We start from the raw sequence: 20,034 nt of genomic DNA on the forward strand, positions 1-20,034 counted from the left end.
GCCCTCAACTCACCACAGCCGAGGATGCCCAGCGCACGATGTCCTTTGCCCCCATGGCGCCGGCCTGACGCGCGATCTCCCGCCCGCCCCGGAACAGCGCCAGGGTCGGAATGCTGCGGATGCCGAAGCGGGTGGCCAATTGAGGCTCTGCCTCGGTGTCGACCTTGGCCAGCCGTACCTTGGGTTCCAGCAGGCGCGCGTCCTGCTGGAACTGCGGCGCCATCATCTTGCAGGGGCCGCACCAGGGGGCCCAGAAATCGACCAGCAGAGGAATGTCGCTGCGCTCCACGTGGCGCGTGAATGTCGCCGTGGTCAGCTCGATGGGCGCGCCCGTGAACAAAGGTGGCTGGCAACGGCCGCAGTTCGGTTGGTCGGCGAGTTTGGCCGCCGGTACGCGGTTGACGGATTGGCAATGCGGGCAAACATGTGCAGGCTGTCGCTCATGTCGAGACTCCGGGATGGGTTGTAGATGCGGGGGGGGCCGGCTCGGCCGCCGTAGCCGAGGTGGCGCGCTGGAGCCCCTCGGTCAGGCGACGGATATCGGCTTCATCCAGCGTTTCCCGCGCCAGGAGCTCGCGAGCACAGCGCTCCAGCACCGCACGATTGGCATCGAGAATCCCGTAGGCGCACTCGAACACGCCCATCACGATGTCGCGGATGGCCTGATCGATGCGCGCCTGGGTCGATTCGGCCACCCGGCAGCCACCGCTGGCCAACTCGGGCGTGTCGAGGAAGCGCGGTCGCTGCGCTTCGAAGGCGATGTAACCCAAGCCTTCGTCCATGCCGAAGCGAGTGATCATGTCGCGGGCGATGTCGGTGGCCCGCGACAGGTCGTCGGCCGCCCCCGTGGAGAGTTCGCCAAACACCAGCTTCTCGGCCGCGCGTCCGCCCAGAAGCACGGCGATCTTGTGTTCCAGATCCCTGCGCGTCATCAGGAAACGATCTTCGGTCGGACGCTGCAGGGTGTAACCCAAGGCGCCGATGCCACGCGGGATGATGGAAATCTTGTGCACCGGGTCAGTGCCCGGCAGCGCCAGCGCCACCAGCGCATGGCCCATCTCGTGATAGGCCACGGTCTCGCGCTCTTTGGGGTTGAGCACGCGGTTTTTCTTTTCCAGGCCGGCCACGATGCGCTCGATGGCGGCAGTGAAGTCCTGCAGCTCCACGGCCTGCGCGCGGCGGCGGGTTGCGGCCAGCGCCGCCTCGTTGACCAGATTGGCCAGATCCGCGCCCGAGAAGCCGGTGGTCAGCGCGGCCACCTGTTCGAGGTCGACCTCGGGTGCCAGCGCGACTTTCTTGACATGCACCTTCAGGATGTCGAGCCGGCCCTTCTTGTCGGGTCGGTCCACCAGCACCTGGCGATCGAAGCGGCCGGCGCGCAAGAGCGCCTGATCGAGGATTTCAGGGCGGTTGGTCGCGGCCAGAATGATGAGCCCCACGGAGGCATCGAAGCCGTCCAACTCGGTCAGCAACTGGTTGAGCGTCTGCTCGCGCTCGTCATGGCTGCCGATGGGGCCTCCGACACCCCGCGCCCGGCCCAGCGCATCCAGTTCGTCGATGAAGATGATCGCCGGCGCCTGGCCGCGTGCCTGCTCGAACAGGTCGCGCACGCGCGCCGCGCCCACCCCGACGAACATCTCGACAAATTCCGAACCCGAAATGGAGAAAAACGGTACGCCCGCTTCACCCGCCACAGCCTTGGCCAACAAGGTCTTGCCGGTGCCGGGCGGACCGACCAGCAGCACGCCCTTCGGAATGCGCGCCCCAAGACGACCATAGTCCTGCGGGTTCTTCAGGAAATCGACGATTTCGACCAGCTCCGCCTTGGCCTCATCGACGCCGGCCACATCGGCAAAGGTCACACCGGTGTTTTTCTCCATGAACACCTTGGCGCGGCTCTTGCCGATGCTGAGGAACCCGCCCATGCCCTGCTTCTCGGCGAAGCGGCGGAACAGGAAGAACCAGACGCCGAAGAAAGCCACCGCCGGCAGGATCCACGACAACACATCGCGCAGCCAGGTGCTCTCCACCACGCGGGCATAGGGCACGTCGTACTTCGACAGGCGATCGGCAAGATCGGGTTCGACCCGGGTCGCCACGATCGTCGTCTTGCCCCGGCTGTCCGGCGACTTCAGACGCCCGGTCACGCTGCGATCCGACACCAGCACTTCCGCCACTCGACCCTCGGCCAGCGCCTTCTCGAACTCGCTGTAGGGCACGGGCTCGACGGTCTTTGCCGTTTGCCAGTAGTTCTGCAGCGTCAGCAGCAGCAATACGGCGACGATCCAGTAGCCGGTGTTCCATTGATTCTTCTTTTCCATGACGCGTTGCTCCTCGACAAACTGTCGTTAGAGAATGGGTGTGAACAGGCGTGCCAAGCCATCGCGCAATCGCACCGCCAGCGGGCGCTCCCGCAGCATCCTGGGCAACACCGGTACCGATGCATTGCGGACCCCGTCGAACAGCGCCTCCAGCTGCGTGCACAGTGCAGTGTCATAGACTTCAACGTTGAACTCGAAGTTGAGCCGTAGGCTGCGCGCGTCCCAGTTGGCTGACCCCAGGCAGCACCAGAGACCATCGACCAGCATCAATTTGGTGTGATCGAAAGGCCCGGGTCGCTCAAAAATGCGGGCACCATGTTCCATCACCTGCCAGTAATGGGCGCGCGCGGCCCACTGCACGCCCGGGTGATCACCATTGGCAGGCGTCAGCACCTCGATGCGTACCCCCCGCAAAGCGGCTGTGTTCAAGGCGGCGATGATTGGCTGATCGGGCACGAAGTAAGGCGTCCAGATGCGCACCGAATGTCGCGCCGCGCTCAGCGCGCCCGTGAAGATCCACCGCATGCGGTCCAGGGTTTCATCGGGACCGGCCTCGATGCCTCGCGCCAGACTGCCTCCAGCCTCCCCGACTGACATGGGCTCATTGGCCCAGAAACGCTCATCGAGCTGCTCGCCCGTGGTGTCGCACCAATCCTTGGTGAAACAGTGCATGAGCTGCACCACTACCGGCCCTCGCAGCCGAAAATGCAGATCACGAAAAGCCTGCGCGGGTGCATCGGGCTGCCAATAGGGACAGGCGATGTTCATGCCGCCGGTGAAGCCCAACGCGCCGTCGATCACCAGCAGCTTGCGGTGGTTGCGCAGGTGCACTGCATGCAGACGGGCAGGGATCAGCGTCGGGTTGAAAGCGGCAACCGTCACGCCGCAACGCTGCAATCGCTTGTAGGCGCTGTGACGCGCCCATCGGGCGTAGACATCGTCGATCAACACCCGTACCTGTACGCCACGCGCACGCGCCCGGTTCAGGGCATCGACGAACTGCTCGCCGATACCCACGCCGTCAAAGATGTAGGAGGCCAGCACGATGCTGTGTCGGGCCGACTCGATGGCGGCGAGCATGGTCGGGTAGGCCTGTTCGCCACCCACCAACGGATCGATACGGTTGCCACGCGTCAGCGGCTGGCCAGTGGTGCGGCCGACCAATGCAGCCAGACCGGCAAGCGCCGCCGGCTGCGCGTCGTCTCCCTGCGCCGGGCCGGTCGCCCGGGTTGGATGGCTGGCGCTCGGGTAAAGCCGTCGTGCCCGTCGCTGGTAGCGGTTGATGCCGAACAGCAGGTACAACAGCGATCCGAGCAGCGGCAGCATCCCGATCAGCAGCACCCAGAGCGTGGCCGACCGCGGATCACGCTTGTAGACGACCGCGTGACCCGCGGCCACGACCGCCACCGCGATCGAGGCCAGGGAGGCTGCCCATGCCAGGCCGATGGGATCGGACACGGCAGCCTCTCCCAACATTAAGACGCGTCGCTCGCCGACTTCTTCTTGCGCGAGCCCTTACCCGCGTCGCCATGCGGCGCCTCGGCCGCCTTCGCGGCATCCGGCTGCTCTGGCTCGGCCGGCTTCGCGGGTGGCTCCTGGCGCTCGAAGACCACCCGTTCGGCCTTGTCATCCCAGCGGGCGCTGGCGTGATCGCCCTTGCCGATACCGCCACCCAGCATCTCGCGCGCCAGTGCCGTCTCCAGCTCGCTGCGGATCAGCCGCTTGAGCTCACGCGCGCCGAACTCGGGCTTGTAGCCTTCCTCCGCGAAGTGATCGATCAAGGTCTGATCGAAGGTCAGCGTCACGCCCTGGCTGGCGGCGTTGCGGGCCACACGATCGAGCTGCAGGCCGACGATATGGCGGATCTCCTCCTTGCCCAGCGCATGGAATACGATGATCTCGTCGATGCGGTTGATGAACTCGGGGCGGAAGTGTCCGCGCAGCACGTCCATCACCTCGGACTTGGTCTTCTCGTATTCCTCGCCGGCGGCGCTACGGGCCTTCAGCCGACGCTGGATGATGTCCGAGCCCAAGTTCGAGGTGGCGATGATGATGGTATTGGTGAAATCCACCACCCGGCCCTTGCCGTCGGTGAGCCGCCCGTCGTCGAACACCTGCAGCAGGATGTTGTAGACGTCGGGGTGAGCCTTCTCGATCTCGTCCAGCAGCAACACGCTGTAGGGCTTGCGACGCACCTTCTCGGTGAGCTGGCCGCCCTCGTCATAGCCCACATAACCCGGAGGCGCGCCCACCAGGCGTGCCACGGTATGGCGTTCCCCGTACTCGGACATGTCGATGCGCAGCAGCGCACCTTCATCGCCATAGATGGACTCGGCCAGCGCCTTAGCGAGCTCGGTCTTGCCCACGCCGGTCGGCCCGAGGAACAGAAAAGTCGCCACCGGCTTGCTGCCCTCGCGCAGGCCCGCGCGCGACAACCGCACGGCATCGGCCACCGCGCGCACCGCTTCGTCCTGGCCCACCAGGCGCTCGTGCAGCCGCTGCTCCAGATGCAGCAGCTTCTCGCGTTCTTCCACCGTCAGCTCGTTGACCGGAATGCCGGTCAGGCGCGAGACGATCTGCGCGACATGCTCGGCCTTGACTTCGGCGCTGCCCGAGGCGCGCTCGCGTTCCCATTCCTCGACGAGCTTCTTGAGTTCAGTCTCCTTGGTCTCGATGCGCTTGCCCAGCTCGGCGGCCTTGTCGTACTGCTTGCGCGAGGCCATATAGTCCTGCTCACGCCGCAGCTGGTGCAGTTCGGACTCCAGCTCTTGCACCGCCACCGGGCGGGCTGTGGCCGACAGTTTCACGCGTGCGGCCGCCTGGTCGAGCAGGTCGATGGCCTTGTCAGGCAAAAAGCGTGCGGTGATGTAGCGGTCCGACAACTCGGCGGCGGCGATGATCGCATCCTCGGTGATGCTGACCTTGTGATGCGCCTCGAAGGTGTCGCGCAGGCCGCGCAGGATCATCATGGTCTGCGCTACCGTCGGCTCGGGCACCATCACCGGCTGGAAGCGACGCTCCAGCGCGGCGTCCTTCTCGATGTACTTCTGATACTCGTTGAGCGTGGTGGCGCCGATCAGGTTCAGTTCGCCGCGCGCCATCATCGGCTTGAACACGTTGGCCACGTCCAGCCCGCCTTCGCCGCCACCCTGGCCGGCACCGACGATGGTGTGCACTTCATCGATGAAGAGAATCATCTCGCCCTGGTGCTCGGTCACTTCCTTGAGCACCTTCTGCACGCGCTCCTCGAACTCGCCCCGGTACTTGGCGCCAGCCACCATTGCGTTGATGTTGAGTTCCACCAGGCGCTTGTCGCGCAACGTCTCGGGCACTTCGCCCGCCACCATGCGCTGCGCCAGCCCCTCGACGATGGCGGTCTTGCCCACGCCCGGCTCGCCGATCAGCACCGGGTTGTTCTTCTTGCGCCGGGCCAGCACCTCGATGGTGGTCTCGATCTCCTGCGCGCGGCCGATCACCGGGTCGAGCTTGCCGTCGCGCGCCATCTTGGTCAGGTCACGCGAGTACTTGTCGAGTTCCGGCGTGTTGGTCGGCGTCTCGGCGCGACCATCCTCGGCGCCCTTGCCGACCACCTTGCTGACCTGTTGGCGCAGCGCCTGCGGCGTCAGGCCGTAGCGGCGCAGCAGGTTGGCGGCCAGACCTTCGCCTTCCTCGGCCAGACCGACCAGGAAGTGCTCCGGACCGACATAGGAATGGCCGAGTTCATTGGAGGCCACGAAGGCGCGGCTGAGCGCATCCTTCACGCGGGGCGACACGCCGATCTCGCCCTCGAATGGCTTGTCTCCGCGCTTGGCCTCGGACTCGATCTGCCGCTTGAGGTCATCGACCTTGATCTTGAACTGACCCAGGATGGTCTTGACCACGTCGCTGTCGGCCAGCGCCAGCAGCAGATGTTCGGTATCCACCTCGGAGCGGCCAAATTCGGCAGCGTGTTTGGCGGCCTCCTGCAGCAGGGCTTCCGACTGTTCGCTGATGCGGCTGGCCAAACCACTGCCGCGACGGCGCGGCGCACCCGAACCTGCGGCGGCGGGCTCGCCGAACGAGGCATCGACCACGTCATCGGTATCGGCGGCAACGGGCGTCGCGTCGTCGCCGATGCGGAAGAAATCACTGCCGAGGAAGTCCTCGAACAGGCCGCTGCGCGAGCCGAACAAGGCTTCCAGCGGCGAGACGGTGCGCTTTTGCTGGCGCACCAGTTGGCGGTAATGGTCGTCACACAACAGCATGGTGCTGTGACGACCGTTGAGATTGGCTTCCACCCGCACGGTGGCGGGTTGGCCACAGACCTGGCATTGTTTTCTGGCCATGCTGATGCTCCTGAGAAAGTTGAGGCGACGAGGCATCGCGAGCCGCGACACCTCGTCTCGTACCGGGTTTTTCTTGTGACGAACGAGCCGGCGACGTCAGCTGTTGATCTGGATCGAACGTCCCTGCTTCGGCGCGCTGACCTCGCGCTTGTCGATCGTGACCGTGAGCACCCCGTTCTTGAACGATGCCTTGATCGAATCCTGGTTGGCGTCGTCAGGCAGGTTCAAGGCACGCTGAAAGCTGCCGTAGGAGCGCTCCACACGGTGGAAGCCACCTTCCTTCTTCTCCTGTTCCTGGCGCTTTTCGCCACGCACCACCAGCACGTCGTTGTCGAGGGTGATCTGGATGTCCTTCTCCTCGACACCGGGCACTTCCAGGGCAATCTTGTACTGCTTGTCGGTTTCCTGGATATCCAGGGCCGGCTTCAGCATGCCCGACCAATCGGATGGCAGCCGCGGCATGGCCAGCGCCGGAAAACCGAAGCCCCGGAACGCGTCATCGAACAGCCGGTCGATCTCGCGATGCAGTTGCAGGATCGGGCTGACTGGCCCGCTCGCCGCTGGCAGGTCATTGCGCTGCACCGGCAGGGAAGAGGCGGTCTGCTGCTCTTGCTGCTCGTTCTTGAACCAGTTCCAGGGAGCCAACTTCTTGAAATCAATGTCCATGTCATACCTCCAGAAAAATTGAAAAACGAGTTACTCAAGCCCTTTGCCTGCTGCGACGGGCAGTGCGCCCAGGCGACACGGGCTGCTCGGATGACTGCTGCTGTTCACGCTTGCGCATCACCTCCTTCTTTGCTCCGGCTCGGGTCTGATCATTGATCCACTGATCGATTTCACTTTGACGAAACCGCCACGTCCCGCCCACCTTGAAAGCCGGAATTTCCCCGTGCGCGCGAGCCGATAAAGCGTCCGCTTGCCGACTTTCAAGTACGCAGCCAATTCATCGAGCGTGAAAATCACCTGTAGGTGCGCTTTCATCTCACCCTCTCCAATCGCGTCGCTTTGCGGTTCCGGCCAAGGAAATCCTTACAAGACTTTGCAAGATATTGCGCCTACCAGGACAAACATCAAGAGTCAATGTACAGCGATCTCCCGCCCCATTGATGCAGGTCAACTGCTCAGGCAAGGCGCAGCGGGGCGGCCTGATCAGGCCATGGACAGCGCCTGGCTCGTCAGCCTGCGTGTGCCACAGGCGCCTCGATCAAACACCGATCCTCACGTTGTAGCCGAGTGCCCGCAGCCCCTTGCTCGTCTGCATGTTCCTTGGCGGAAACTCGTCTGGGCGCGCCCAGCCGACGATTTCCCCGAGGCTGCTCAGACCAACGTGCGGAATTGCCCAGTCGTCGCTGCGGATCGCGTTCCAGAGTCGGGCCGAAACACTTCCGTTGCCCCAGACAACGTAGTTCAACAGTATCCGTCCGGCCAACACACCTTCCCGACACCGCCGCCGAAGGCCATGGCCCATCAAGCGGATTTTCCATGCCCCCTCAGCGCCGTACCTACAGCAAATCTTTCAAGGCCCAGGTCATTCAGGAGTGTTCTGAACCCGGTGCCTCCATCGCAAACATCGCCTTGGGCTACAGCCTCAATGCCAACCTCGTCCACAAATGGATTCGGCTGCATACCCAGAAAACCACGGCTATCCAGCCAGCGTTCATCCCGTTGCCTTCTCAAATGCTCGGCGCGGGATCGCATGCTCAAGTGCGCTGCTGCGATCATGAGTTTGATCCAGTCGGCCCGTAATAATGGGCACGATCCGTATGCCTATCTCAAGGATGTGCTGACACGGTTGCCGACGCAGCGGGCGCCTCAGACTAACAATGCCACCCCTGCGTCGCTGCGCTCCGACTGCCTGTCCGAATGATCGTGGAACAGGTGTCCGGATCAGCGTGGGCTGAGTGTCCGAATGGCGTGGAATCCGCACTTCTTCAGCGGCCAATACAGTTCGGCTGGGCTATAAAGACTCCCAGGTTGGCGTCCAGAGCCAAGCAACAATTTGATCTACACGAGGAAGGAACCACATGGCCCTTAGTGACTATTGGAAGGGACCTGAGCACCGGAGGCGGGCCGATGATCTTGACCTGCAACTGACTGACCTTCAGGCGCGCTATCAGCAACTTCAGGCACTCACCAGGCAGATCGGCGCCATGGAAGTCGTAGAGGTCAAAAATCTGATCGCTCAGGAGAAAAGAAAGCTGGCGGCCGTGCACCAGGAGGTTCAGCGAGCTGAGCAAGATGCAGCTGCGCTCGCGCAACGCTCCTCTGACTTGCAGAGGGAGATCCTCGTCTGGGAAGAGACACTGCTTCTTGAAAGCTTTGCGCTCTACGAGCCCAAGTTCAAGTTGAACTCCAGCCATGAGTACAAAGCCCGACTGGTCGGGGTTCGCGAGCAGCAGAAAGCCTTAATCAAAAGTGGAACGGCAGCGAGTGGAAACACTAACTGGGAGGTGAATGGGAGCAAGGTAGAAGGTCGGAAGCTGGTCAACGACATGATCAAGTTGGTGCTCCGATCATTCAACAATGAAGCTGACTACTGCGTCGACAATGTAAAATTCGACAACGTAGAGCTGGGCGAAAAGCGCATTCTGAAGTCCTTCGAAACCTGCAACCGTCTCGGCAGAGTGATGTCCGTTGAGCTATCTCGGAAGTACCTGAGCCTCAAGATTGACGAACTGCACCTTGCCCATGAGTTTCAGGTTAAGAAGCAAGAGGAAAAGGAAGATGCCAAGCGCGCCCGAGAAGAGCTGCGGGAACAGCAGAAGCTAGAGCAGGAGATTCGCGCCGCTCGGGAGAAGATCGCTAAGGAGCGCAAACACTTCGCGACCGCAATGCGCGAGCTACAGGCTCGCTTGGAAAAGGCACAATCGGAGGAGGAACGCGCGCCGCTTGTGGCCAAGTTGGCAGAGATTGAAGCAGGTCGCGCTGCGCTGGAAAGCGAAGAGAAACTTATCGACTATCGCGAACAGAACGCCAAAGCTGGCTACGTTTATGTGATCTCCAACGTCGGAGCATTCGGGGAAGGAATTTACAAGATCGGTATGACCCGCCGCCTGGAGCCAATGGATCGCGTCGATGAGTTAGGTGATGCGTCGGTGCCATTCTGGTTTGACGTACATGCGATGGTTTTCTCGGATAACGCCCCAGCATTGGAAGCAAAGCTTCATGAACGTTTTGCGGCCGGTCGGTTAAATAAGGTTAACGGGCGCAAGGAGTTCTTCCGCGCCGACATTGCTGAAATAGAGGCGGTCATTCGAGAAAACTACGATGCTGCTGTCGAGGTCACTCACGAAGCTCCAGCAGAGCAGTATCGAGAGAGCCTACGGATGGAATCACCCAAGGCTACAGTTCAGCAATTAGAACCAGCTGCAGCACAGAGCTGAATCCCCGGTTTCGTAGGTACCTTCAAGCCTTAAATGGAAGTCCTCTAAGTCTCTGCATGATCGGCCGCTTCTGGCCGAAAGCAGAGGATACGGCAGGTTGCAATCGGCCAGAAGCGGACAAACGCCCTTTCAGGGGCTCACCAGGTATATGGCTGCCAGGTGACCTGGATAGAACCAGTATCCCCATCGTCCAACAGGCCAAGGACGGAGAGAGCTGGATTGCCGCAACAGGGCAAGGCCAAATGGCGCAGCGGCACCAGCCATAACGAACATCGCCACCGTCTCCGGTGTGACCCCCCAGCCTTCCAACCAGCGATTACGACTGTTGGCCAGAATGGCTAGTACGGCAGGCAGCCACCACCAACGCATGCCTCGCAGCCCAAGCATAAAGGCAGCAGGCAAAATCACACCGACTAAGCCGTACATCAGTTGATGATGGAAAAGTATCGCAAGGACCAGCGCTCCAGTAGCCAGTAGCAGGCTGTTCCGGTCCGCGTGATGGACGCCCCAAGCGACCAGCAGACCAAGTAACAAAGTCGGCATCACGTTGAGCGTCGCACTTTCCGGTGAGAGTTCACGGTACGGCAATTCCGAAATCAGGGAGAACACCAGCAACCAGCCGAGGTAGCGCGCATTTCCTTCGCTGAATAGTTCGCCGGGGCGGGTTCTGGTGACGTTGGCTGCGATGCTCAGACAGAACAACGGAAAAGCGAGACGACCTATGATGAACAGGCCGTAAGCGTCAGGCCACAAATAGCGCAGGTGGTCGATCAGCATGCTGAACATGGCCAACCACTTGACCAGATCGAGCCCCGCATCGCGCCTCACCCCAACACCCCGAACGCCAACGCCGCCAGCGCCAGGTAACGCCCCGCCTTGGCCACCAGTACGATCAGCAGAAAGCTCCAGAACGGCTCACGCAGCATGCCGGCAATAACGGTCAACGGGTCGCCAATGATCGGCGCCCAGCTTAGCAGCAGTGACCAGCGCCCATAGCGGTGGTAGGCCCGCTGAGCACGTAGCAACTTGTCATCCGCTACCGGGAACCAGCGTTTATGGCGGAAGTGCTCGATGTAGCGCCCCAGTAGCCAGTTGATGATCGAGCCAAGTACGTTGCCAACCGTAGCCACTACCAGCAACAAGGCCGGAGATTGCTTGCCTGCCAGCAGCAAGCTGGTCAACACCGCTTCGGACTGCATTGGCAGCAGAGTGGCGGCCCCAAAGGCTGCGACGAACAACCCCAGGTAGGCTGAGAAGTCCCACATTTCAGGTATTCAACCCTGCCCACCCGTGCAGGCCGACATAGATGCCCACTCCGATGATCAGCAGGCTGGACAGGTACGGAGCGCGGCGCGCTACCGCACCCAACCAGGGCCAGCGGTTGGAGGCATGACGCGTGCCAATGGCTGCCGCTACACCCACAGCCACCAGGGTCAAGGCCAAACCGACACTGAAGCTGAGCACCAACACCGCACCAAGCGTGACTTCCTTGACCTGTAGGCAGAGCAGTAGCACGGTGATAGCCGCAGGACAGGGAATCAGTCCTCCCGTCAGGCCGAAGAGAATGACCTGCCCAGTACTCACGTTGCGGCTGGAGAATCGCCGACGAATATCGTTGGCATGGGCTCGCTCATGGGCGTCCTGATAGCCATCCAGTGACAGCTCCAAGCCGTCCAGGTCTGCATGGGCATGTTCATGAAACGCCAGGTCATAGTCGTGGGAGTGGCCACCATGACCGAGGCTCAATCGCACGTCGAATTCGTGCGGTTCTGGGATCTCATCCACGGACTCCAAATAGCCATCGCGCTCGGTAAAAGCGAAGCGCCGCATGCGGCCGTTGGCGCGGGTCGTCTGTAGCCAGGCATCTGTGGCCTTCCAGGGCTGACCGCTGATCGTACGTAATCGCCAACGCGGAGCGACACCTTCCTCGAAAATTGACAGCTCGATGCGCCCGTGACCGGTGTCGATACGTCGCGTTTCGTCGTGCGCATGGTCATGCGAGTGAGGATGATCACCTTCCTGTTCGAAGCGCCACATCTGCTCTCCACGCCAGGTGCGCCAGAGCATCCACAGGGCGATGCCGATGATCAGAACCGCCGAGGCTAGCTGGAAGTATGGCTCGGTCGTCTGGGCGTCGAGGTTTTGACCCAGATACATACCGCCGATGGCAACCAGCCAGACCACCGCTGTATGCGAGGCCGTCGCAGCCAGACCCAATAGGATGGCCTGACGGACAGAGCCACGGATCGCCACGATGAACGCCGCCATCATGGTTTTCGAGTGCCCAGGTTCCAGGCCGTGCAGGGCACCTAGCAGGATGGCGGTGGGAACATACAGCCAAGCCTGGCTGGCCCCCTGTTGCAAGAGTTCGGCAAAGGACGACATGGCGGGGGCTCAGAGGTACTTGGTGATCTGCTTGAATTCTTCAAGTGGCGCCCGCTCACCGTTGGTGAGAGCGCCGACCGTGTGCTCCAGGCAGTGGTCGATGTGATCCTGAATCAGCGTGCGTTTGGCCTGACACACCGCTTTCTCAACCGCATGCAGTTGCTGGGCAATGTCAACGCACGCGCGTCCATCTTCGATCATGCCAACAATGCTGCGCAGATGGCCTTCGGCACGCTTCAACCTTTTGATGATTTCCTTATGACTTTGGTGCTGATGTTCGTGTTCGTGCTTGCTCATCGCGGAGCCTCGTGCAAGGATAATCGCCATCGCATCCTATCCCCCTGGGGGGGATGCGTCAAACCAGGCAATCCTCCTGTCGAGTCGCAATCAGTCCGTCGATGCTGAGCCAAATTGCTACATGCCGATTTCTTTCCGCTCTGGCACTACTGTCGATGTTGCTGTGGGCGGGGCATGCGTTTTCCGGCTACGGAAAAATTGCGCAAGTGGGCACCATCTCTCATCAGCACAGCCATGATGAGGACCTGAGCGAACAAGATTTTCAGCTCTGGGGAGACCATCAGCACTCGTCGTTGATGGCCGACCATGTCCATGAAACCCCGCACCTCTCGGCCTGGCTGCCGACGCCTCAATACCTAGCGGCGGAGCAGCCATTGACTGCCGGCCCACTGCGCTTGCCCAGTGGCCACAGCACGCGGATAGAACGTCCCCCTCGATTCTGAGTATCTCTTCGACTCTGGCCCTCGTGGCCCAGACTTCATCAACTCAGGATCTACCTATGCATTCGCTATCTCTTCGCGGTAATGGCGCCTTGCGCCGACCGTTCCTGCTCCCCCTATTGGCATTCGTTCTGTTGCTGATAGGCATGCCAGAGGCTCTTGCCCATGGTGTTCCCGAAGGCGACAAAGGCTTCATCCAGGAAAGCACAGGGGTGTTGCTGGTGCCGTTCGTGTACATGGGCGCCAAGCACATGATCACCGGCTACGATCACCTGCTGTTCCTGTTCGGGGTGATCTTCTTCCTCTACCGCCTGAAGGACGTGGGGCTGTATGTCACGCTGTTCGCGGTCGGCCACTCGATCACTTTGCTGTTCGGAGTGCTAAGCAGCATCAGCATCAGCCCCTACGTGATCGACGCCATCATCGGCTTTTCGGTGGTGTACAAGGCACTGGATAACCTGGGTGCCTTTCAGCGCTGGTTTGGCTATCAGCCCGATACCCGTGCGGCCACGCTGATATTCGGCCTGCTGCATGGCTTCGGCCTGGCGACCAAGATTCAGGAGTTCGAAATCTCGCCGGATGGCCTGATCGCCAACCTGATCGCCTTCAATGTCGGCGTCGAGATCGGTCAACTGCTGGCCCTCGGCACCATCCTCATTCTGATGGGCTACTGGCGGCGTACCGCCAGCTTCTGGCGCCATGCCTATACCGCCAACGTTGCCATGATGAGCGCCGGTTTCCTGCTGATGGGTTACCAGCTCACCGGCCTGATCGTCTCTCAGTAAGGAATTTCCATATGTTCAATAGCAAAGCCCCAAGCCTCAACGAACTGCCGAGCAGTCAGCAGTTGCTGCGCTCCACCGTCATTGCCCTGATTGTCGCCATCGTCCTGTTGGTCACCGTGGTGATGCCTTCGGAATATGCCATCGACCCGACTGGTGCGGGACGCATGCTGGGCCTCACTCAGATGGGCGAGATCAAGCAGCAGCTGGCCGAAGAGGCCGCTGCCGAGGTCGCCGCGCTGGTCGTGCAGGCGCCTGCGGTGGTTCAGCCCAGCACGCAGCCAGCCCCCGAGGTGACAACCGAAGTTGCTCAATCGTCCGCGCCCGTAGCGCCGGCAGCGCCGGAAGTGGCAGGTCTGAAGCACGAGATGAGCATTGACTTGGCTCCCGGCCAGGGCGCCGAAATCAAGCTGGAGATGATCAAGGGCGCCAAGGTCAACTACTTCTGGACGGCCAATGGCGGCCAGGTCAACTACGACACCCACGGCGACCCCTACAACGCACCGCGCGACTTCTACCACGGGTACGGCAAAGGGCGCTTCACCCCGGAAGACAGTGGCGTTCTGGAGGCGGCTTTCGACGGCAAGCACGGCTGGTTCTGGCGTAACCGAACAGACAAGTCGGTCACCGTCACTCTGCGCACCCAAGGAGATTACATCGCCATCAAACGCGTGATCTGAAAACAAAACCGGCCCCTCATGGGGCCGGTTCTGCCAGCGTCGTGCGATGATCTTAAAGCCGCTCCAGGCAACCGGCCAGATTGCTCCCCAGCGCCTCCAGTAGACGCTCATAGCCCAACGCGTCGACCTTCACGTCATAGCCAAGCGGATCAAGCTCGGCCAGCCTTACTGGCAACCCTTCGCTGAGCGTCTGCGCCAGACGAGGCGGAATGGGCGGCTCGCTGAACACGCAGCTGGCTCCTGCCAGTTCCAAGCGCTTGCGCATATCGGCAACTTTTCTCGCACCTGGCTGAACATCGGCGCTTACAGCGAATACCCCTGCATGCCTCAGGCCGAATGCCTCCTCGAAGTAGTCGAAAGCTTCATGGAAGACGAAGAAGGGTTTGCCGGCCAACGGTTTGAGGCGATCCTCGATCTTTTCGTCCATGGCCGCCAGACGTTGATCGAATGCTGCCAGATTTGCCTGGTAGCGAGCAGCGTTCGCAGGGTCGATGCTGGACAGATCGCTCGCCATACGCGAAGCGATCTTGCGTGCATTGTCGGGATCAAGCCAGAGGTGAGCATCAAGTGCCCCTGGGCGATGTAGTTCGTCGTGCTCGCCAGCCTCTGTCCCTTCGTCATGCACATCAGTGTGCTCCTCTTCGTGCTCGTCAGCGGGTTCTTCGTCGTGCCGATGTTCTTCACCAAAGCGACGCAGGTGCAGCCCACTGATGTCCTGGACAGCCAGAGTCATTGCCCTACGGCCTTCCAGAACTCTTGGCAGGAACGTTTCAAGATCCGGCCCGATCCAGTAGAGCAAGTCTGCCTCTCGCACGTTGCGAATGTCAGAAGGACGCAGTGTGAAGTGATGGGGAGATGCCCCTGGCGGCAGGAGTACACCGGGTTTGCCGACTCCGTCCTGTACGGCAGCGGCAATCAACTGGAGAGGCTTGATACTGGTCAGTACGCGGACTTCTGCAAAGGCAGGCGCAGCGAACAGCAATCCCAGCATCACGCTGGAGAAGTGGGTCAGTAAGCGGTGCATTGAGGCTATCTCGCAAGGATATCGTTACGGAATAACATATCAAAATTACTTGCAGTCTTCAGCCATCCCTGAATGACATGGCGATCTCACAGAACCCCAAAACCTTTCAATCGGGCTAGCTCCAAGGACCGCTTGTGGCCGGTTTCTGCCTGTCGCCAGGCGCAGCTTCGGATAGACATCTACCTCGTGTACACACCCTGCTGAGCTTTTCCACCGACCGCCCCAGCCTGCTGTGTTGCCCCTACCTTCTTAGTCCTCGCCGAAACGGTCTTTGACCCCCTTCCTTCCCAGTACCGAACCTCTCGCCCGCGGCACATCCGCGTGCCGTGCGTTTTGTCTGGGAGGTTGGGTTCGGGGATGCATGCAACAACGGTGCTGTACGGCCAAGTAATTGTGGTGTTGGCCATTACCCTGTCCGGGGTATGGGGTGCCACCCAGCGGACGGCAGCCGCGCTCGGTTACCAGGCTCGCCTTGGCGCGCCCTGGTTCGAACTACTGGGCACGCCGGTCTATCATCCCTGGCGTCTGTTTGAGTGGTGGTTCGTCTTCGATGCCTACGCGCCGGACGTATTCAATGTCGGCGGTAGCATCGCTGCTTGCAGCAGCCTGCTGGCGTTGGTGGTGGCCATTGGCATGGCGATCTGGCGGGCGCGCCAGGCACGCCGAGTCACCACCTACGGCTCGGCGCGCTGGGCCGACGCGGATGAGGTGCGCAAGGCTGGCCTGACCCAGCCTGCGGGTGTGTTCCTCGGCCAATTCGACAATCAGTATCTGCGTCACGAAGGCCCCGAACATGTGCTGACCTTCGCGCCGACGCGCTCGGGCAAGGGCGTCGGCCTGGTGGTACCCACCCTGCTCACCTGGCCGGCCTCGGCGGTCATCCACGACATCAAGGGCGAGAACTGGAGCCTGACTGCGGGATGGCGCTCGCGCTTCTCGCACTGCCTGCTGTTCAACCCCACAGACCTGGCCTCGGCCGCCTACAACCCGCTGCTGGAAGTGCGGCGCGGCGCCCACGAGGTGCGCGACGTGCAGAACATCGCCGACATCCTGGTCGACCCGGAGGGAGCGCTGGAGCGGCGTAACCACTGGGAGAAGACCAGTCATGCGCTGCTGGTCGGCGCCATCCTACACGTGCTCTACGCCGGTCAGGACAAGACCCTGCGCGGCGTCGCCAACTTCCTCTCAGATCCGGCCTGCACCTTCGAGCTGACCCTGCACCGGATGATGACCACGCCGCACCTGGGCGATGCGCCCCATCCAGTGGTGGCCTCGGCCGCGCGGGAGGTGCTGAACAAGAGCGACAACGAGCGCTCTGGCGTGCTGTCCACTGCAATGTCGTTCCTCGGTCTGTACCGCGACCCGACAGTGGCCGAGGTCACCTCGCGCTGCGACTGGCGCATCGCCGACCTGATCTCGGCCGAGCATCCGGTGTCGCTGTACCTAGTCGTGCCGCCCTCGGATATCAGCCGCACCAAGCCACTGATCCGTCTGATCCTCAATCAGGTCGGCCGACGCCTGACCGAGTCGCTCGACGGCTCCGACGGCATCGAGCGCCGGCACAAACTGCTGCTGATGCTTGATGAGTTTCCGGCGCTGGGACGTCTGGATTTCTTCGAGACGGCCCTGGCCTTCATGGCCGGCTACGGGTTGCGCGCCTTCCTGATCTCGCAGTCGCTGAACCAGATCGACAAGGCCTACGGCCAAAACCATTCGATCCTCGACAACTGCCATGTGAGGGTGACCTTCGCCACCAACGACGAACGCACCGCCAAACGCATCTCCGAGACCCTCGGCACTGCCACCGAACTGCGCGCGCAGCGCAACTACGCCGGCCACCGTCTGGCGCCCTGGCTGGGCCATCTGATGGTGTCGCGCCAGGAAACCGCTCGCCCACTACTGACTCCAGGTGAGGTGATGCAACTGCCCAGCGACGAGGCCGTGGTGATGCTCTCAGGTCTCGCACCGATCCGCGCGAAGAAGCTGCGCTACTTCACCGACACCAACTTCCAGAGCCGGGTACTGCCGGCGCCGCGCTTGCAGCCGGGCCGCTACGCAGACGTACCAGCGACACGCCCAGACGACTGGAGCGGCCTGGCCGTGCCTGCGTCCGTTGCTGTGTCGACGACCGATCTGGACGACGACGAGACCGTCGAGGACGGCGGCCCACGCCGTCAGCCCGAACTGGCGGAACTCGCCCAGTTGCCAAATCACGACGAGCTGACCAGCGACCTGCTGTTGCTCGACGAGGACGACATTCCCGCCCCCTTCCCCACCCAGCCGGACCCACGCCTGCAACGCGTGGCGCGGCTGGCAGCCCTCGACCCTGACGATGGAATAGCCCTATGAGCCGAGCCCGCCTCAACCTATTTATCCAATCTGAGCATGCCAAGCGCCTGAACGAATTGGCGATCACCAAGGGCGTGTCGAAGTCCTCAATCATCGCCGCGGCGCTGGCCTCCTGGCTGTCGCCCGAGTCCGGCGAGCAGCGCGAGGTGGCCATGGCCAAACGCCTGGATCGCCTGTCAAGTCAGTTCGAGCGCCTGGAGCGCGACCAGCACATCCTGATCGAGACTGTGGCGCTGTATGTGCGCTACTACCTCACGGTCAGCACGCCGATACCAGAGGCGCATCAGGAAGCAGCACGCTCGCAGGGCAAGCTGCGATTCAGCCAGTTCGTAGAACAACTGGGGCGTCACTTGCAGCGCGGACGCAGCCTGGTCAAAGACGTGCACGAAGAGGTTCAGGCAGAGGCCCAGGTCTCGGGAGAGCGTCCATGACTGTCGCCTCGTCCCCTTTGCTGAGTGCAGCGGCAGCTTCTCTGGATCGGCGCACGCGTATGTTGCGCACGGCGATGGGCCCGCTGATTGCCGCGGCCCTGGATGATCCGGACGTGGTCGAGGTGATGCTCAACCCCGATGGCGCGCTCTGGCTGGATCGACTGTCCGCTGGCCGCGCCCATCTAGGCACGCTAGCGGCTGCCGATGGTGAACGGATCATCCGCCTGGTGGCTGCGCATGTCGGCCAGGAGGTACATCGCAACAAGCCTCTGCTGAGTGCAGAGTTGCCAGAGACTGGTGAGCGCTTCGAAGGTGTACTACCGCCCGTAGTGGCTGGGCCGACCTTCGCTCTGCGCAAACGCGCCGCCGGCGTCATCCCGCTACAGCAGTACGTGGCCGACGGCATTCTCAGCGCCGCGCAGGCCGAGCACCTGCGTGTGGCCGTAAGTGAGCGGCAGAACATCCTGGTGGCAGGCGGCACCAGCAGCGGGAAGACCACTCTGGCCAACGCGCTGCTGGCCGAGGTGGCCGGTAGTGGTGACCGCGTGCTGGTGCTGGAGGACACGGTCGAACTGCAGTGTCCGGCCTTCGATCACGTCGCTCTGCGCACCAAGCCCGGCGTGGTCTCCATGGCTGATCTGGTGCGCAGCACGCTGCGTCTGCGCCCCGACCGCGTGGTGGTCGGCGAGGTGCGCGGCGGTGAGGCACTGGATCTGATCAAGGCCTGGGGCACCGGCCATCCCGGCGGTATCGCCACCATCCATGCCGGTTCCGCGCAGGGGGCGCTGCTGCGCCTGGAGCAACTGATCCTGGAGGTCGCCCTGGCCGCGCCGCGGGCGTTGATCGCCGAGGCGGTCAACCTGTTGGTGTTTCTCGCCGGACGTGGCCGCACGCGCTATGTCCAGCAGATCGCCCGCGTCACCGGCTATGACGAGCGCGGCTATCAACTCACTTCCATCGCCCCCGCATTCATTCCTTCACTGACTCAGGAAAACAGTCATGACTGCCTGCCATCCCCGCGTTGCTAATCGTCGTCGCCTCGTCGGCGCCTTGATGCTCGGCGCCCTCTGCTTGAGCGCCTCCCTGCCAGTGCTCGCCGCTGGCTCCGGAATGCCCTGGGAAGGACCACTGCAATCGATCCTTGATTCGGTACAGGGGCCGGTGGCGCGCATCATCGCGGTGATCATCATCATTACCACAGGCCTGACGCTGGCCTTCGGCGACACCAGTGGCGGCTTTCGCAAGCTGATCCAGATTGTCTTTGGCCTGTCGATTGCCTTCGCCGCGTCGTCGTTCTTCCTCAGCTTTTTCAGCTTTGCCGGCGGGGCGGTGATCGCATGAACGGCGAGCGCGAACTCATCCCCGGTTTCGAGGTGCCACTGCACCGCTCGCTGGCCGAGCCGATTCTGCTCGGTGGCGCGCCGCGCAACGTGGCGATCCTCAACGGTACTCTGGCGGCGGTGGTCGGTCTGGGCCTGCAGCTGTGGCTGCCTGGCTTGGCGCTCTGGTTGGTCGGCCACACGCTGGCGGTGTGGGGCGCACGTCTGGATCCGCAGTTCCTGCAGGTATTTGCCCGGCATATCAAGCAGCCGTCGCTGCTGGATGTGTGAGGAGGCC

General features: G+C 62.2%; 22 protein-coding genes and 1 pseudogene. 11 read left to right on the plus strand and 12 right to left on the minus strand.

Annotated features, from left to right (window positions below; all coding sequences use genetic code 11):
* Window positions 1-4: 4 nt before the first annotated feature.
* The 7 genes from trxC to BM186_RS26305 all read right to left on the minus strand — a co-directional run bounded on the left by trxC (window position 5) and on the right by BM186_RS26305 (window position 8,057).
* A complete protein-coding gene (trxC, locus tag BM186_RS13520) occupies window positions 5-460 on the minus strand; it encodes a thioredoxin TrxC (RefSeq protein WP_043942200.1) in 456 nt (151 codons plus the stop codon).
* The gene (ftsH, locus tag BM186_RS13525; protein WP_014596898.1) at window positions 441-2,321 is read right to left on the minus strand and encodes an ATP-dependent zinc metalloprotease FtsH; all 1,881 of its coding nucleotides are present in this window, start codon (window positions 2,319-2,321) and stop codon (window positions 441-443) included. The genes trxC and ftsH overlap by 20 nt, the downstream gene beginning before the upstream one ends.
* Before the next feature lie 27 nt (window positions 2,322-2,348).
* Window positions 2,349-3,779, minus strand: coding sequence for a cardiolipin synthase (cls, locus tag BM186_RS13530; RefSeq protein ID WP_014596899.1), 1,431 nt, complete (start codon window positions 3,777-3,779; stop codon window positions 2,349-2,351).
* Window positions 3,780-3,796: 17 nt separating this feature from the next.
* Entirely contained in the window at window positions 3,797-6,646 is a 2,850-nt protein-coding gene (clpK, locus tag BM186_RS13535) for a heat shock survival AAA family ATPase ClpK (protein WP_014596900.1), read from the minus strand.
* A gap of 96 nt (window positions 6,647-6,742) precedes the next feature.
* Window positions 6,743-7,312 (minus strand): small heat shock protein sHSP20, encoded by a 570-nt coding sequence (gene hsp20 / locus BM186_RS13540; RefSeq protein WP_014596901.1) that lies wholly within the window; start codon window positions 7,310-7,312, stop codon window positions 6,743-6,745.
* A 117-nt stretch (window positions 7,313-7,429) separates the two neighbouring features.
* Window positions 7,430-7,627 carry a helix-turn-helix transcriptional regulator gene (locus tag BM186_RS13545; protein WP_350353647.1) on the minus strand — a complete coding sequence of 66 codons (198 nt, stop codon included), beginning with the start codon at window positions 7,625-7,627 and terminating at the stop codon, window positions 7,430-7,432.
* A gap of 223 nt (window positions 7,628-7,850) precedes the next feature.
* On the minus strand, window positions 7,851-8,057 hold the full coding sequence (locus BM186_RS26305; RefSeq protein ID WP_014596902.1) for a hypothetical protein: 207 nt from the start codon (window positions 8,055-8,057) through the stop codon (window positions 7,851-7,853).
* A gap of 71 nt (window positions 8,058-8,128) precedes the next feature.
* On the opposite strand from BM186_RS26305, the gene BM186_RS26310 reads away from it, so the two are divergent.
* The 3 genes and pseudogenes from BM186_RS26310 (at window position 8,129) to BM186_RS13565 (ending at window position 10,029) form a co-directional block, all read left to right on the plus strand.
* On the plus strand, window positions 8,129-8,392 hold the full coding sequence (locus BM186_RS26310; RefSeq protein ID WP_001446199.1) for a transposase: 264 nt from the start codon (window positions 8,129-8,131) through the stop codon (window positions 8,390-8,392).
* A pseudogene (locus BM186_RS26315) lies at window positions 8,349-8,513 on the plus strand (transposase domain-containing protein); the annotation flags it as partial. The gene BM186_RS26310 and the pseudogene BM186_RS26315, both read left to right, overlap by 44 nt.
* Before the next feature lie 157 nt (window positions 8,514-8,670).
* A complete protein-coding gene (locus BM186_RS13565) occupies window positions 8,671-10,029 on the plus strand; it encodes an SNIPE associated domain-containing protein (protein ID WP_003119948.1) in 1,359 nt (452 codons plus the stop codon).
* A 129-nt stretch (window positions 10,030-10,158) separates the two neighbouring features.
* Here BM186_RS13565 and BM186_RS13570 read toward each other — a convergent pair whose 3' ends face one another.
* From BM186_RS13570 to BM186_RS13585, 4 genes are read right to left on the minus strand one after another with little or no spacing between them, the layout of a single operon-like run.
* The gene (locus BM186_RS13570; protein ID WP_014596907.1) at window positions 10,159-10,857 is read right to left on the minus strand and encodes a TraX family protein; all 699 of its coding nucleotides are present in this window, start codon (window positions 10,855-10,857) and stop codon (window positions 10,159-10,161) included.
* Window positions 10,854-11,294: a YqaA family protein gene (locus BM186_RS13575; RefSeq protein ID WP_003116628.1), complete on the minus strand. Its 441-nt coding sequence runs from the start codon at window positions 11,292-11,294 to the stop codon at window positions 10,854-10,856. Before BM186_RS13575 ends, BM186_RS13570 begins: the two co-directional genes overlap by 4 nt.
* Before the next feature lies 1 nt (window position 11,295).
* Window positions 11,296-12,414 (minus strand): nickel/cobalt efflux protein RcnA, encoded by a 1,119-nt coding sequence (locus BM186_RS13580; RefSeq protein ID WP_003116627.1) that lies wholly within the window; start codon window positions 12,412-12,414, stop codon window positions 11,296-11,298.
* A 9-nt stretch (window positions 12,415-12,423) separates the two neighbouring features.
* On the minus strand, window positions 12,424-12,711 hold the full coding sequence (locus BM186_RS13585; RefSeq protein WP_003116626.1) for a metal-sensing transcriptional repressor: 288 nt from the start codon (window positions 12,709-12,711) through the stop codon (window positions 12,424-12,426).
* 101 nt (window positions 12,712-12,812) lie between these two features.
* Here BM186_RS13585 and BM186_RS26320 point away from each other — a divergent pair, with 101 nt between their 5' ends.
* From BM186_RS26320 to BM186_RS13595, 3 genes are read left to right on the plus strand one after another with little or no spacing between them, the layout of a single operon-like run.
* Window positions 12,813-13,154, plus strand: a complete 342-nt coding sequence (locus tag BM186_RS26320; protein WP_124209411.1) for a hypothetical protein — start codon at window positions 12,813-12,815, stop codon at window positions 13,152-13,154.
* A gap of 56 nt (window positions 13,155-13,210) precedes the next feature.
* Window positions 13,211-13,936, plus strand: coding sequence for a HupE/UreJ family protein (locus BM186_RS13590; RefSeq protein ID WP_003119946.1), 726 nt, complete (start codon window positions 13,211-13,213; stop codon window positions 13,934-13,936).
* An 11-nt stretch (window positions 13,937-13,947) separates the two neighbouring features.
* A complete protein-coding gene (locus BM186_RS13595; protein ID WP_003116624.1) occupies window positions 13,948-14,613 on the plus strand; it encodes a hypothetical protein in 666 nt (221 codons plus the stop codon).
* Between the two features lie 52 nt (window positions 14,614-14,665).
* Here the strand turns inward: BM186_RS13595 and znuA are convergent, their stop codons facing one another.
* The gene (gene znuA, locus BM186_RS13600) at window positions 14,666-15,637 is read right to left on the minus strand and encodes a zinc ABC transporter substrate-binding protein ZnuA (RefSeq protein ID WP_010791789.1); all 972 of its coding nucleotides are present in this window, start codon (window positions 15,635-15,637) and stop codon (window positions 14,666-14,668) included.
* A 357-nt stretch (window positions 15,638-15,994) separates the two neighbouring features.
* Here znuA and BM186_RS13605 point away from each other — a divergent pair, with 357 nt between their 5' ends.
* Genes BM186_RS13605 through BM186_RS13625 form a run of 5 tightly spaced genes read left to right on the plus strand, consistent with a single transcriptional unit; the run spans window position 15,995 to window position 20,027 of the window.
* Entirely contained in the window at window positions 15,995-17,986 is a 1,992-nt protein-coding gene (locus BM186_RS13605) for a conjugal transfer protein TraG (RefSeq protein ID WP_074915926.1), read from the plus strand.
* Window positions 17,983-18,417, plus strand: a complete 435-nt coding sequence (locus BM186_RS13610; protein WP_074915929.1) for a CopG family transcriptional regulator — start codon at window positions 17,983-17,985, stop codon at window positions 18,415-18,417. The genes BM186_RS13605 and BM186_RS13610 overlap by 4 nt, the downstream gene beginning before the upstream one ends.
* Window positions 18,418-18,476: 59 nt before the next feature.
* Window positions 18,477-19,445 (plus strand): P-type conjugative transfer ATPase TrbB, encoded by a 969-nt coding sequence (gene trbB / locus BM186_RS13615; protein WP_014596912.1) that lies wholly within the window; start codon window positions 18,477-18,479, stop codon window positions 19,443-19,445.
* The gene (locus tag BM186_RS13620) at window positions 19,417-19,758 is read left to right on the plus strand and encodes a TrbC/VirB2 family type IV secretion system protein (protein WP_014596913.1); all 342 of its coding nucleotides are present in this window, start codon (window positions 19,417-19,419) and stop codon (window positions 19,756-19,758) included. The genes trbB and BM186_RS13620 overlap by 29 nt, the downstream gene beginning before the upstream one ends.
* A complete protein-coding gene (locus BM186_RS13625) occupies window positions 19,755-20,027 on the plus strand; it encodes a VirB3 family type IV secretion system protein (RefSeq protein WP_014596914.1) in 273 nt (90 codons plus the stop codon). Before BM186_RS13620 ends, BM186_RS13625 begins: the two co-directional genes overlap by 4 nt.
* The last annotated feature ends 7 nt before the right edge of the window (window positions 20,028-20,034 follow it).

It is taken from the genome of Ectopseudomonas toyotomiensis, from assembly GCF_900115695.1.
In the GTDB taxonomy this organism is placed as follows: domain Bacteria; phylum Pseudomonadota; class Gammaproteobacteria; order Pseudomonadales; family Pseudomonadaceae; genus Aquipseudomonas; species Aquipseudomonas toyotomiensis.